At 66.7% G+C, this 13,876-nt stretch carries 8 protein-coding genes; 4 read left to right on the forward strand and 4 right to left on the reverse strand.

The annotated features are described in order from the left end of the window. Nucleotides 1-2,919 (forward strand): MobF family relaxase, encoded by a 2,919-nt coding sequence (mobF, locus tag FFS35_RS08005; RefSeq protein ID WP_137786586.1) that lies wholly within the window; start codon nucleotides 1-3, stop codon nucleotides 2,917-2,919. A 412-nt stretch (nucleotides 2,920-3,331) separates the two neighbouring features. Here mobF and FFS35_RS08010 read toward each other — a convergent pair whose 3' ends face one another. The 4 genes from FFS35_RS08010 to FFS35_RS08025 form a co-directional block, all read right to left on the reverse strand. Continuing rightward, nucleotides 3,332-6,598, reverse strand: a complete 3,267-nt coding sequence (locus FFS35_RS08010; protein ID WP_137786587.1) for a PAS domain S-box protein — start codon at nucleotides 6,596-6,598, stop codon at nucleotides 3,332-3,334. Between the two features lie 120 nt (nucleotides 6,599-6,718). Continuing rightward, nucleotides 6,719-8,803, reverse strand: a complete 2,085-nt coding sequence (locus FFS35_RS08015) for an ATP-binding protein (protein WP_137786588.1) — start codon at nucleotides 8,801-8,803, stop codon at nucleotides 6,719-6,721. Nucleotides 8,804-8,861: 58 nt separating this feature from the next. Beyond that, the gene (locus FFS35_RS08020; protein ID WP_212742184.1) at nucleotides 8,862-10,022 is read right to left on the reverse strand and encodes a flavodoxin family protein; all 1,161 of its coding nucleotides are present in this window, start codon (nucleotides 10,020-10,022) and stop codon (nucleotides 8,862-8,864) included. 98 nt (nucleotides 10,023-10,120) lie between these two features. Beyond that, entirely contained in the window at nucleotides 10,121-10,909 is a 789-nt protein-coding gene (locus tag FFS35_RS08025; protein WP_137786589.1) for a Crp/Fnr family transcriptional regulator, read from the reverse strand. A gap of 321 nt (nucleotides 10,910-11,230) precedes the next feature. Here FFS35_RS08025 and FFS35_RS08030 point away from each other — a divergent pair, with 321 nt between their 5' ends. The 3 genes from FFS35_RS08030 to FFS35_RS08040 all read left to right on the forward strand — a co-directional run bounded on the left by FFS35_RS08030 (nucleotide 11,231) and on the right by FFS35_RS08040 (nucleotide 13,865). Next, nucleotides 11,231-12,175, forward strand: coding sequence for an alpha/beta hydrolase (locus FFS35_RS08030; protein ID WP_249341526.1), 945 nt, complete (start codon nucleotides 11,231-11,233; stop codon nucleotides 12,173-12,175). 49 nt (nucleotides 12,176-12,224) lie between these two features. Further along, entirely contained in the window at nucleotides 12,225-12,704 is a 480-nt protein-coding gene (locus tag FFS35_RS08035) for a DUF4142 domain-containing protein (protein WP_249341527.1), read from the forward strand. 72 nt (nucleotides 12,705-12,776) lie between these two features. Continuing rightward, nucleotides 12,777-13,865, forward strand: a complete 1,089-nt coding sequence (locus tag FFS35_RS08040; RefSeq protein WP_137786591.1) for a catalase family protein — start codon at nucleotides 12,777-12,779, stop codon at nucleotides 13,863-13,865. The last annotated feature ends 11 nt before the right edge of the window (nucleotides 13,866-13,876 follow it).

A 13,876-nucleotide genomic window follows, 5' to 3' on the forward strand; every position in this document is an offset into this window, starting at 1 on the left:
ATGCTGTCGGTCGCGAGCGTCAGGTCCGCCAAGGGCGCTGCCGGCTACTTCGCGGCCGACAACTATTATGCCGGGAGCGAGGCGGAGGCTGCCGGCGAGTGGGTCGGCAAGGGTGCAGAGGTGCTTGGTCTGACCGGCAAGGTCGACCAGGCAACCTTCGAGGCGTTGCTCCGAGGTACCCTGCCGAACGGCGCCCAGATCGGCTCGCCAGAGCGGCACAGTGCCGGGGTGGACCTCACCTTCTCGTTGCCCAAGAGCTGGTCCCTGCTGGCCTTGGTCGGGGGCGATCGGCGGATCGTCGAGGCGTACCGTGCGGCGGTCAAGGACACACTCGCCTGGGCCGAACACAACGCCGCAGAGACGCGGATGGAGGTGCGCGGCCGCGAAAAGGTCGTCGCGACAGGCAATCTCGTGGCGGCGCTGTTCGAGCACGACACCAGCCGCGCGCAGGACCCGCAAGCGCACCTCCACGCCGTTGTGGCGAATGTGACCCAAGGCCCCGACGGAAAGTGGCGCGCACTCCACAACGGCAAGCTGTGGCAACTCAACACGCTGCTCAACGCCATCGCGATGGCGGGCTTCCGCGAGCGGGTGGAGGCCCTCGGCTACACGCTCGGCGACCGGACGAAGCACGGCAATTTCGAAGCGGCTGGGCTCACTCGCAACATGTTGATGGCGTTCAGCACGCGCCGTCAGCAGATCCTCGCCAAGGTCGACGAGCTCGGCAACCGAAGCCCGGCTGCGTTCGATGCGGCGACACTGATGACGCGACCCGCCAAGGCGGCCGTCGCGGACCGGGCCGATCTCTACGCCGCCTGGCGAACCAGTGCTGCCGAAGCCGGCATCGATCTCCAGGCGATCATCGCCGGAGCAGACCGACAGGCAAACGTCGAAGCATCGCCATGGTCGCGGCTTGCGGCCTTTGCTGGGCAGACCGCGACCAGGGGCCGGGAGCTTGTCCTTGCCGTGCAGCGCAAGCTCGGGATCGAGAAAGCCGATCCCTACCTGCCACGCTACACCAAGGGGATGAGCGCGTCCGACGTCGCCGCCTCGCACGCCGTTGCGTCTGCAATCCGCCACCTCGAAGAGCGGGAGGCGGCCTTCCTGAAGACCGATATCCTCAAGGCGGCGCTCGACACAGGGCTGCCCGTCGGCATCGACGCCGTCGAGCAAAAGGTCGAGGCGCTGCTCACGTCGGGACGCATCGGCGCGGGTGCCGGACGACGGGCCGACATGGTCACGACCGCGCGCGCGATCGAAACCGAAAGGGCGATGTTGGCGGGTGTCGAGACCGGTCGCGCGGCCGGCAAGATCTATCTCGCCGCCGATCGAGCCGGACCCCTTCTCGATGCCGCGGCGCAGGCGCGCGCTGCGATCATCCTCAATCCGGGGCAGCGCGCCGCCGGCATGATGCTGCTGAGCTCGGACGATCGGATCATCGCGATCCAGGGCGTGGCCGGTGCCGGCAAGAGCAGCGTGCTCGCGCCGGTCGCCGACCTGATACGGGCGGAAGGCAAGCCGGTCCTGGGGCTCGCGGTCCAGAACACTCTCGTGCAGATGCTGCAGCGGGAAACCGGGATCGAATCGATGACGGTTGCGCGCTTCCTGAAGGCGCATGATCGACTCCTCGCGCCCTCCCCTGATCGCACAGGGCTGTCGGCAGCGCGCGCGAGCCTCGGCGGCGCCGCGATCCTCGTCGACGAGGCCTCGATGCTCTCCAACGCCGATCAGCTGAAGCTGGTCAGGCTCGCCAACCTGATCGGTGTCGGGCGATTGGCGTTCGTCGGCGACGCCCGGCAGCTGGGTGCGGTCGATGCCGGCAAGCCCTTCTCCGTCATGCAGCAGGCGGGCGCGCCGACCGCGCAGATGAGCCAGAACCTGCGCGCCCGCGGGGAGGCTGTTCGGACCGCAGCAGCCGCCGCGCAGATCGGTGCCATCGATCGGGCGATGGAAGCTCTCGCACCATACACGATCGAAGCGCCCGAGCGGGCCAGCGCCGAAGCCGCCGAGCGCTGGCTGGCGCTCGATCCCGTCGATCGCGCGCGGACCGCGATCTACGCGTCGGGGCGTCGGCTCCGCGCGGAGGTCAACGAGAAGGTGCAGCAAGGCCTGGTTGAACGCGGCGAGATCGGCCCGGGCAAGCTTGTCCTGACCGTGCTGGATAGGGTCAGCGTCACGAGTGAGGAGCTTCGCCGCCCGCAGACCTATACCGAAGGCATGGTGGTGGAGATCAGTCGCGCTCAATCTGCCCAGCGGCTCCCGCGCGCCCGGGCGACCGTCGAGCAGGTGGATGCCGGAACAGGCACTGTGACCCTGCGCCTCTCGCGCGGCGCCACGCGCACCTTTCGACCCGATCGGTTGCGGATCAGGGCGGGCGAGAGCTCGTTCCAGCTTTTCGAGCCGAAGCGGCTGGAGCTGCACGAGCAGGATCGTATCCGCTGGACCGCCAACGACCATGACCGGAAGCTGTTTAACGCCGATCAGGCGCGGGTCACTGCCATTCTCGATGGTCGGGTGACGCTCGAAACGAGTCAGGGTCACCGGGTCACCTTGAAGCCGGACGACCCGATGCTCCAGCGCCTCGATCTCGCCTACGCGCTCAACGCTCACATGGCGCAGGGGCTGACGTCGGATCGTGGTATCGCGGTCATGGAGACGCGCGACACCAAGCTCGTCAACCAACAGACCTTCCTCGTGACGGTCACGCGATTGCGCGACGCATTGACGCTGGTCGTCGATCGCGCGGACAAGCTCGAGCGTCAGCTTACCCGCAACGCGGGCGGCAAGACGTCCGCGCTGGAGACCAGTGGCGGGCTGAGAATTGGCGCTGCCGATATCGAAAGACAGCGACCAACCGCACCGGAGAAGGTGCCGGACCTCGACCCTGGACGGACCAAGCCGTACGACATCGGCATCTGAACGGCTGCCGCCGTTCATGCGAGTGGACTGACCGCTCGAGGAGGGGCAGTATCGCGGAACGACCTAGGTTGGGACTTTGCTGCCGTTCCTGCCCGGCTAGCTAAACGTCTGTTTTCGACATGAGCCGACGTACGCGCGCTTGGTGAGTTAAGATCGGCTTTCAGCGAGCAATGGCCTACCCGCTGTTGGCGTAATGACCCACAAAAAACAGCCACTCAGAGTCATCTCATCATTGCTTGAAGGCGGTCACTCGTTCATCTTCTTCTGACTGCGGCAGCAACATACTCGACCGAGGTCCGCTAACCTCCACACCTTCCACGACATTTTTTGCGACTTCTTTGTGGCTTCGCCTATCAGAGATAAGCCTCCTTTGATCACAGGAAAGCCGCTTTCATATGAACGGCGGACGAAGTCAGGACATCAACTTACTGACTTGGCTTGACGATCGACCAAGTGCGCTAGCGAGTTCATCAATCGAATAGGGCTTTCGCAGCAGATTGAAGCCTCTCGTTCCCTCCTGGGCGAGCACGTGACTATACCCGCTGGTGAGCACGATTGGCATGGTCGGATAAAGGCGCCGAACATCTTCCGCGAGTTCGATGCCAGATCGACCCGGCATGACGACATCCGTGAACACCGCATCGTAGCGGTCCGGAAATCGGTGGAGTTCCTCGAGCGCGGCCTGAGCGTCTTCGACCCAATGCGATCCATGCCCAAGCTCTGCGAGCGCCTGAGTCGCGAACTCGCCGACCTCCCTGTTGTCCTCGACCACGAGCACACAGGCATGAACAGCGAGCGGAGCCATGTCAGGTCGCTCGTCTTCCGCCAGCGGGCATGCAACGGTAGCCATTGGCAAGAAAAGGACGAAGGTGGTGCCGTGACCGACCTGGCTTTCGACCTGAACATCACCCCGCGACTGCTTGGCGAACCCGAAGACCTGACTCAGGCCAAGTCCCGTGCCGTGGCCGACGCCTTTGGTCGTGAAGAACGGCTCGAAGATGCGGTCGATCTGATCGGCCGCGATGCCGGTGCCGGTATCGGTGACGCAGATGGCCACATGGGGACCCTCCACGGCCGCATGACTTCTGAGCGCCGGGATGCGGTCGGTCCTCCGGACCGTGATGGTCAGCGTGCCTTCACCGTTCATCGCGTCGCGTGCGTTCACCGCCATGTTGACGATCGCCGTGTCGAACTGGCTGGGGTCGGCCATGACCAGCGTGGGCTCGGTCGGCAGATCGTAATCGACGTCGATGCGGGAGCCCGTCAACGTGCCGAGCATCTCCACGAGCGAGGTGACGTTGGCGCCTGCGTCGAACACCTGCGGCTGGAGCGTCTGCCGGCGCGCGAACGCGAGCAGCTGGCCCGTCAGTTTGGTCGCCCGCTCGGCGGTGTCGGCGATCGCGTCGACGTAGCGCGTCCGCTTCTCCGCGCTGAGGTCGGGCCGGCGCAGCAGGTCGATGGACCCCCGGATCACTGTAAGCAGATTGTTGAAGTCGTGCGCGACGCCGCCGGTCAGCTGGCCGATCGCCTCCACCTTCTGCGATTGGCGCAACGCGTCCTCGGTCTGACGCAGCGCGTCCTCGGCTTCGCGAGCCGCGGTCACGTCGCGACCGATGGCGAAGATCTCGTCCTCGTTCGGCGCCGCCACCCAGGAAACCCAGCGGTACGACCCGTCCTTGTGGCGGATCCTCATGACGTAAGCAGGCAGCTCACCGACCTGCGCGACGCCCAGGGCGCGCCTGCTCTGATCCTTGTCGTCGGGATGGGACAGGAAGACCGCGTCCCTACCCACCAGCTCGGCTTCCTCGTAGCCGAGCATGGTCTTCCATGCGGGGTTCAGACGACGGTAGGTCCCGGCCGCGTCCATGACGACGAGCAGGTCCGGCGATGCGGTCCACAACCGTTCCACCTCGGCGGCACGAGCGGCGACCTGACCCGCGAGCTCGTCCGCCTGGTCGCGCAGCTGCCGCTCGATGCTCATGCGCTCGGTCTGGTCGAGCATCGCCCCGATCATGCGGACAGGCCGCCCGGCCTCGTCCCTGATGACGTAGCCGCGATCGCGTATGTCGGCATAGCTGCCGTCCGCCCTGAGGAAGCGGTATTCGTCGGTCCAGTCCGTCGCGCCACCGTCTATGACGGCGTGGATGCTAGCATCAATGCGCGCGCGATCATCCGGATGGATGTGCCCGATCCACCATGCGCCGATCGGCTCGACCTTGGCCAGCTGATACCCGTGCGCCTGCTCGATCGCCTCGTTCCAGGTGACGTGATCGCGGACGAGATCCCAGTCCCAGATCGCGTCGTTCGTCGCCCGGTTCGCCAGTCGCAACCGCTGCGCGGTCTCCGCCAGCTGCGCCTCTGCAATACGGGCTGCGGTCACATCCTGCACCGTGCCGAGCAGGCGGTCCGCTCGACCTTCCACGAAGTAGGTCTGACCGCGTGCCGCGACGTGGCGGAGCCTGCCGTCCTCGATCCCGATGGTGCGGTAGTCCACCTCGAACACGCCGTCCCCGCTCGGATCGAGCGCCGCGTCCACCGCCGCATCGGCGCGCTCGCGATCCTCAGGGTGGACGCCCTTGATGAAGGCCTCCTGGTAGGTGACCGGCGCACCGGGCGGGAGCCCGAACAGAGCACGACATCCGTCGTCCCAGGTCAGCACGCCCTGCTGCACGTCGTAGTTGAACGTGCCGAGACGTGCGGCGGCGGTGATCACTTCCGCATGCCGGTTCGCCTGCCCGAGAGCCTGCCGCGTCTCGTGCTCGCGCGTGACGTCGCGCACGGCCTTGACGAAGCCGGGCTCCTGCGCGCCCTTCAACGGCGTCATCGCCCCATGAGCGTAGAAGCGGGTGCCGTCCTTGCGCAGGTGCCAACGCTCGTCCGAGGCGCGACCTTCGGCCTGCGCCACGGCAAACTCCCGCGCGGGCACGCCTTTCTCTCGATCCTCGGGAGTGAAGAACCGTTCGGCGTTGTGCCCGAGCATCTCGGCCTCGGTCCATCCGAAGATGCGCTCCGCGCCCTTGCTCCAGCTGGTCACGCAGCCGTCCGCGTCCATGGCGATGATCGCGTTGTCGATCGCCGAGTCGACGATCGCGTGGTAGCGCTCCTCGCCCTCGCGGACGCGGCGCTCCGCCTGGTCGAGCGCCATCGCGTTGGTGCGGCTCTCGATCGCCTCGCGGTTCTCGATCAGCTCGACCACCTGCTCGGCCAGAAGCAAGAGCGCCTCCACCTGCGCTTCGTCCAGGCCGCCGGGACGCTGCACCGTATCGATGGCGCACAGGCTGCCGAGCGCCTGCCCGTCGCCCGTCACCAGCGGTGCGCCGGCGTAGAAGCGGAGGTACGGCTCGCCGGTGACCAGCGACATGCCGGCGGTCCGTGGGTCGCCGGCGAGATCCTCGATCTGGAAGACGTCGCGTTGACGGATCGCGAGCGCACAGACCGACGTGTCGAGCGCGGTCTGATCGACCGCGACCCCGCCCTTCGCCTTGAACCACTGCCGATCGACGTCGACGAGACTCACGAGCGCAATGGGCACCCGGCAGATGTTCTGCACCAGCGCCACGATCCGATCGAACCTGCGGTCCGCAGGGGTGTCCAGGATGTCATGGCGACGCAGGGCCGCCAGGCGGTCGGATTCATCGGCTCCGGGCTGTTCGCCAGATGACTGCTGATCGGTCGGCACAGGGTCGAGTCACTGCTTGAGCGGAGGGATGATGGATCGGGATCGCCGCCGCCCCCCGGCTACCGGCGATTTCCGTCACTTAGCAGCAAGACCGGGAGGACGCCATCGGATCGGCCAGAGTCAACGTCTCCGCATCATCTCACCGACCTTGGCGGTCAGCGCTTCAAGCGAGAACGGCTTGGTCAGCAGCTCCATGCCGGGCTCCAGATGACCGTTGCCGACGGCCGCGTTCTCGGCGTAGCCCGTGATGAACAGGACCTTCAGGCCGGGACGCAGGTGGCGCGCCGCATCGGCCACCTGGCGCCCGTTCATCCCGCCGGGCAGCCCGACGTCGGTGATTAGCAGCTCGATCTGGGCTCCGGACTGCAGCACCTTGATGCCGGCCGCACCATCCGCCGCGTTGATGACGGTGTACCCGGCATCGTCCAGGATCTCGTCGATCAGGTGGCGGATCGTCGCTTCGTCGTCCACCACCAGAACCGTACCGCCGCCGGACGCTGCCGTTGCCGACACGGTCTCGTCATCCAGTTCGTCGGGCTCGTCGCCAAGGTGACGTGGCAGGTAGATGCACATGGTCGTGCCAATGCCGACTTCGGAATAGATCCGCACCTGACCGCCGGACTGACGGGCGAAGCCATAGATCATCGAGAGACCGAGACCGGTGCCCTGTCCCAGTGGCTTGGTCGTGAAGAAGGGCTCGAAGGCGCGCTGCACCGTTGCCTCGTCCATGCCGGTTCCCGTGTCCGTGACGCACACCGACAGATACTGCCCCGGCTCCAGGTCGCGCGATCGGGCGGTACGCTCGTCCAGCCACTTGTTGGCCGTCTCGATCGTGATCCGGCCACCCTCGGGCATCGCGTCGCGCGCGTTGATGCAGAGGTTGAGGATCGCGTTCTCGAGCTGACCCGCGTCGATGTTGGCGGTCCACAGCCCACCTGCGCCGACGACCTCCAGCGTGTTGGCGGGACCGATCGTGCGACGGATGAGGTCCTCCATGCCTGCAACGAGCCGGTTCACGTCGACGGGGCGCGGATCGAGCGTCTGGCGGCGGGAGAAGGCGAGCAGTCGCTGCGTCAGCGCGGCGGCGCGGCGACCAGCACCTTGAGCGGCGAGCACGAAGCGGTCGAGATCCTCCAGCCGACCGCTCGTGAGCCGCAGCTGAAGCAGCTCGAGGTTGCCCATCATGCCGGTCAGCAGATTGTTGAAGTCATGCGCCAGGCCACCCGTCAGCTGGCCGACCGCCTGCATCTTCTGCGCCTGCCGCAGCGCGTCCTCCGCGGCGTGCTGCTCGGTCAGATCGCGACCGATTATGTAGAACAAGTCGGAGCCCGCCTCGGGCACCGCCGTCCACATGATCGTCCGTGCAGTGCCGTCGCGTCGCAGCACATGGTCCACGAAGCCGGAGACGACCTCTCCGGCCGACAAGCGGGCAACGACATCGGCGGTTTCCGCATGGTCGGCGGCTTCGATGATCTCGACGAAGGGACGGGACAGCAGTTCCTCCTCCGTCCAGCCGAGAAGCCGCTCCCATGCCGGGTTGACCTGGATGAGGAAGCCGTCGAGCCGTGCCGTCGCCATCAGGTCGTTGGTGAGCTGCCAGACCCGATCGCGCTCGGCTGTCCGCTCCTCCACCCGTTGTTCGAGCAGGCGGTTGGCGGCTTCGAGTTCATCCTGGCTGCGCTTCAACGCCGCATCGGCCAGGACGCGGTCCGTGGTCTCGTTGGTGAGGATGAACAGCCCGACCACCTCCCCCTGTGCATCGAGGATGCGCGAGTAGGAGAAGGTGAACCACGTGTCGGCCTGACCGCGGTCGGTGTCGAGCTTCCACGGCAGATCGGTGAAGCGCTGGCTACGCCCGACGAAGGCGTCGTCGATGATCGGCTTCGCCTGCGCCCAGGCATCGGCCCAGACCTCGTGGAATGGCGCGCCCATGGCCCAAGCCAGCCGCGGCCCGAGCAGCGGGAAGTAGGTCTCGTTGAAGAAGAAGGTGAGCTCGTCCGTGCCCCATGCCAGGATCATGGACTCGGGCGAGTTGAGCACCGTGCTCAGGTTCGACTTCAGGATGTCCGGCCAGGACTCCGGTTGGCCCATCGGGTGACCGGTCCAGTCGCGCTCGACGATCAGGCGAGTGGCCTCGCCCCCGCCCGCCAGGAAGCGCAGATGCTGAGGAAGGCTGTCGGGAGTGCGGTACAGGTCAGAGATCATGATGGTCCGGGCTGTCGGGCAGTATGTCGGCAACGAACGACGGAGGCGGCGATCGGCCTCACTTCGGCCGCGGTTCCTTCAGCGATTGCCCCGACTGGTGCAGCCTGCCGGCACGCTGTGCCGACAAGGCTTCGCACAGCGTGCGCGCGGCGTTGCGGACCTCCTCCTGGACCGCCGTGTCGCGGTCTAGTTCGTCATGGCTGGTGGCGTACGGCTTCCAGTAGCCGATGTAGCGGTCGAGCTCGGCCTCCGTGCCGGCGCTCTCCATGTGCATGAAGCGCATCCAGTCCGTCAGCCCACGACGGACGTTCTCCGCACCTTCGACGTCACCGTGCACCACGACCGAGAACAGTCTGCCTTTCAGATGGCTCGGATAGTCCCAGCCCTTCAGCTCCTCGCGCTTGGCCTCCTTCGCCTCCTTGCCGTGGGTGAGCGACGGATCGGGGTTGCCGCCATCCGCGCAAACCAGCCGATCGATCATCAGCTTCAGCGGCGACGTCGGGCTGTACCAGTTGACCGGCGTGACGATCATGACGCCGTGCGCCTCCACCCAAAGCGGATAGATGTCGTTCATCATGTCCTGCGTCTGGCCGAGGGAGTAGTTCGGATAGCAAGAGCACGGCCAGTGACAGAGCGCCGCGGCGGTCGAGAAGCACGCCTTGCACGGGTGAATGTGCCGTCCGTACTCGGACGCGAGACGGCTGAGATCGAGGAACTCGACTTTGTGGCCGGCGTCCTCCGCGATCTCGCGCGCGAGCTGGACGAGGCGCCACGACTTCGACAATTCGCCGGGAAAGGTGTGTTCCGAGCGCGACGATCCGTTGATCAGCAGGATGCGCAATGGACCGTCCGGATCGTCGTGGCGCGCCTGTGCCGCATCGATCGCGTCCTTCGCCGCGATCCAGTCCACCGCGAGATCGTAGTCCGGATCGGCGTAGCCCGGTCCCGCCTTGCGTGTCTTCGGGCTCTTGCGTTCGTGAAGGTAAGCATCCCACGCGGCGTGCGTGATGCGGTCCAGCTCGGTCTCCAGACTCGCGTACCCGTCATCCTGGTACTGCGAGCGGAACCGGCGCTTGAACTCCGCCTCGTCGAGTCGCGGGCTGTCCGATCCCCTGCGCGGCTCGGGCGTGGCGGCGACGCCCTTCATGTAGTCCGTGACGTCCCTGACCCGCATGCTCGCTCCGACGATCCGTTCAGGAGAGAACGTCGCACTGCTCACTCGGCTCCGCTCCTGGCGCTCGCAGCGCAACACTGAAGCGCTCGCCTGCGCCGGCGCTCGTCATGATGCCACGGACCGAAACAAGCCGAGGGACAGCGTCAGATCGCCGCGGCATCGCTCCGCTCCCCTGCGTCGCTTGCGTCGCCGACGACCAGGCGAGCATATTCTGCTTCGGCAAACCCGTACGTCTCGCCGGCGAATCGTTCGAGCACCTGACGATCGCGCACCATTAGCCGGCCTCGGAATCCCTTCAGCGCGCCTTCGCCCTCGAGCAGATGGAGGGCCTGCGTGATGCTCTCCCGTCTGACGCCCAGCATGACGCCGAGCTCCTCATGCGTGATGACGATCTCGTCGCCGCTCACCCGGTCATGGTAGAGGAGGAACCAGCGCGCGGTTCGACGCTCGACCGGGTGGATCAGGTTGGACACGATCGTGCGCGTCATCTGCGCGGTGAGGCTGCTGGTGTAGCGAAGCAGGACGGTGCGGATACGTTCGCTCGCTGCCATGGCATCGCGAAGATCCGCTGCGGCGATCCTGAGGGCAGTGCCTCGCTCGGCACGCACGACCGCCTCGTGCGGCCAACGATCGTTGCCGAGCAGCAGCGGCCAACCGACGAAGCCCTCCTTGCCGGTCAGCGCCACCGCCAGCCGCTGCCCGGAGTCCAGGACGTCGACGAAGCCGATCACGCCCGCTTCGGGAAAGCAGAGATCCTCGATCGGGTCGCCCGCTCGGGCCAGGACCGCGCCGGGTTCGAGCGGCACTTGCTGGAGACCTGGTGCGAGAAGACGAAAGTCCTCCGGCGCAAGCAGCTGCAGCAGGCGATTGCCGACCTTCTTCTGCAAAGGTGCCTCGGCGCTCGGGACGAGACCCGATGCGATGCCCGCCATTTCAGCTATTAACCCCACCCCTTACCTTCCTTCTTTCCAAATCCGATCGGCAGGAACCGAAGACTTCATGCCTTTCCAAACCGCACGTTGTGTTCGTTTCCTCACGCAACCCGCATCGAGCCCGGCGGTTCGTCCCTGATCACCAGGGGAGAATGCTTAATGTCGTCGAAAGTCGCTTCCGGATCGTGGAAGGCTCTGCTTGCGACCACGCTGATGACGGGAGCCGCCGTCGCGCTTGCCCAGTCGCCGCAGTCGGTCAACGCGCCACCGCCTCCACCCCCGCCGCCCGTCGCTGCGCAGCCCGCGAGACCGGCAGCGGACATGCAGGCCGTACTCGACGCCATGATGGCGCTCGGCGCCAAGCCGATCGAGCAGCTGACGCCGGTGAAGGCCCGCATCCAGCCTACGGCCGCCGACGGCGCCAAGGCCGTGATGCGCAAGCAGGGCGTCTCGACCGCGCCCGATCCGGCCGTCACGACGCAGGACCTCGCCTATGGATCGGACCCGATGCAGTATGCGCGGGTCTACCGTCCCGCCGCGGCACCCGCAGGCGCGCCGATGCCGGTCGTCGTCTACTATCATGGCGGGGGTTGGGTCATCGCCGACGTCAACGTCTACGACGCGACACCGCGGCTCATGGCCAAGCAGCTGAACGCTGTGGTCGTCTCGGTCGAGTACCGTCATGCACCCGAAGCCAAGTTCCCCGCGCAGCACGACGACGCGAGCGCGGCGTATCGCTGGGTTCTGCAGAACGCCGCCTCATGGGGCGGTGACCCGGCGAAGGTGGTGCTCGCGGGCGAGAGCGCGGGCGGCAACCTCGCCGTGGCGACCGCGATCTACGCGCGCGACAACGGACTGACGCAGCCGCTCCACATCCTGTCGGTATACCCGATCGCCAACAGCGACATGGGCCTGCCATCCAAGCGGGACTCGGCGAACGCGAAGCCGCTGAACACGCCCATGCTGAAGTGGTTCGGCTACTACTATTCGACCACGCCGGCCGACCAGCAGGATCCGCGGATCAACCTCGTCAAGGCGAACCTGCGCGGGCTGCCGCCGACGACGATCGTCAACGCGCAGATCGATCCGCTGCGTTCCGACGGCGAGACGCTGGCGCAGGCGATGCGGGGCGCAGGCGTTCGCGTCGAGCAGCGCACTTTCCCGGGCGTGACGCACGAGTTCTTCGGCTTGGGCAAGGTCGTCCGCGGTGCCTACGACGCGGAGAACTACGCCATCGGCCGGGTGAAGGCCTCGCTCGCCAAGTGATCCGAGCCGGCCACGCGGTCCGCGCGGCCGGTCCTCCCGGGAGACCAACATGAAGACCCTGCTGTTTCTCGCTTCCACGCTCGTCGTCGCCGCGCCCGCCGCGGCCCAGGTGATGACCCCTACCGAATTCGTCGCGACTGCGGGCGCAAGCGACCTGTACGAGCGCACCTCCAGCCAGATCGTGCTGGAGAGCACCAAGGATCCCAAGGTGCGGTCCTTCGCGCAGATGATGATCGCGCACCACGCGAAGAGCACCGCCGACGTGAAGGCCGCCGCCGCCAAGTCGCGGGTCAAGGCGCCGTCGCCGCACCTCAATCCGCTCCAGACGGAACTGGTCGCCCAGTTGCGGGCGGAGGCAGGGCCTGCACGCGACATGGCCTATGTCGCGCAGCAGAAGGCATCGCACAATCAGGCGCTGAACGTGCAGCAGGCCTATGCCGCCGAGGGCACCGCACCGGCGCTGAAAACCGCCGCCGGCGCGATCGTGCCGGTGGTCCAGCAGCACATCGAGATGCTGAAGTCGATGTGACCCGGCCGGGCTGCGGCACGGCCGCCGCGGCCCACGTCTCGATGAAGCAACGAAGAACAAGAGGACCACGCAATGACCGCCAGTCCAGTCCGCTACAGCGATGCCGTCGAGAAGCCGATCGACAACGAGGAGCAGGTCCACCGTGACCTGATCGACACCATGCGGTCGATCACGGAGACGACGTCGCAGGACTATGGACATGCGGTCCGCAGCGTTCACGCGAAGGCGCATGGAATCCTGTCGGGCGAGCTGGAGATCGACGGGGCTCTTCCACCCGAACTGGCGCAGGGCCTGTTCGCGGGCGCCGGGCGTTATCGCGTGCTGATGCGCTTCTCGACCAATCCCGGCGATCTCCTGGACGATTCCGTGTCCGCGCCGCGCGGGCTCGCGCTCAAGATCCTCGACGTCGAGGGCGAGCGATTGCCGGACTCGGCCGGCGAGACGACCCAGAACCTCATCCTCGTCAACGCACCCGCGTTCGCCGCGCCCGACGCCAAGGCCTTCCTCGGCAGCCTGAAGCAGCTCGCGGCCACGACCGACAAGGCGGAGTGGGCGAAGAAGCTGCTCTCGGCGACGCTCCGCGGCGTCGAGAACGCCATCGAGGCGGTCGGCGGCAAGAGCGCGATGATCTCGACCATGGGCGGCACACCGATCACCCACCCGCTCGGCGACAGCTATTACAGTCAGGTGCCGTTTCGGTACGGCGACCACATCGCCAAGTTCGCGCTGGTGCCGGTGTCGCCGAACCTGACGCAGCTGACGGGCGACCGGGTGAACACGACCGACCGCCCCGACGCCTTGCGCGAGGTGATCCGGGAGACGATCATCGAGCAGGGCGGGACTTGGGAGCTTCGCGTCCAGCTCAACACCGACCTCGAGAAGATGCCGGTCGAGGACGCCTCGGTCGAGTGGGACGAGGAGAGGAGCCCGTATCGCACCGTCGGCCGGATCACGGTCGAGCCGCAGATGTCGCTCGGAACCGATCTCGCCGGGGTGGTCGACGAGCAGACCTTCTTCAGCCCGTGGCACGGGCTCGCCGCGCACCGACCACTCGGCTCGGTCAACCGGTCGCGGCGGCAGGCCTATGAGATGTCGGCCGAGTTCCGCGCGAAGTTCAACGGCTGCCCCATGCACGATACCGCCGCGTTCCCGACCGCCTGAGGGACGTTCCT

Source organism: Sphingomonas sp. 3P27F8 (assembly GCF_005502745.1).
Classification (GTDB): domain Bacteria; phylum Pseudomonadota; class Alphaproteobacteria; order Sphingomonadales; family Sphingomonadaceae; genus Sphingomonas.

Bases quoted from the DNA above. Each gene is read 5' to 3' on its own strand.
- FFS35_RS08025 (WP_137786589.1), bottom strand. From the start codon at position 10,909: ATGGCGGGCATCGCATCGGGTCTCGTCCCGAGCGCCGAGGCACCTTTG.
- FFS35_RS08015 (WP_137786588.1), bottom strand. From the start codon at position 8,803: ATGATCTCTGACCTGTACCGCACTCCCGACAGCCTTCCTCAGCATCTG.
- mobF (WP_137786586.1), top strand. From the start codon at position 1: ATGCTGTCGGTCGCGAGCGTCAGGTCCGCCAAGGGCGCTGCCGGCTAC.
- FFS35_RS08030 (WP_249341526.1), top strand. From the start codon at position 11,231: ATGCAGGCCGTACTCGACGCCATGATGGCGCTCGGCGCCAAGCCGATC.
- FFS35_RS08040 (WP_137786591.1), top strand. From the start codon at position 12,777: ATGACCGCCAGTCCAGTCCGCTACAGCGATGCCGTCGAGAAGCCGATC.
- FFS35_RS08035 (WP_249341527.1), top strand. From the start codon at position 12,225: ATGAAGACCCTGCTGTTTCTCGCTTCCACGCTCGTCGTCGCCGCGCCC.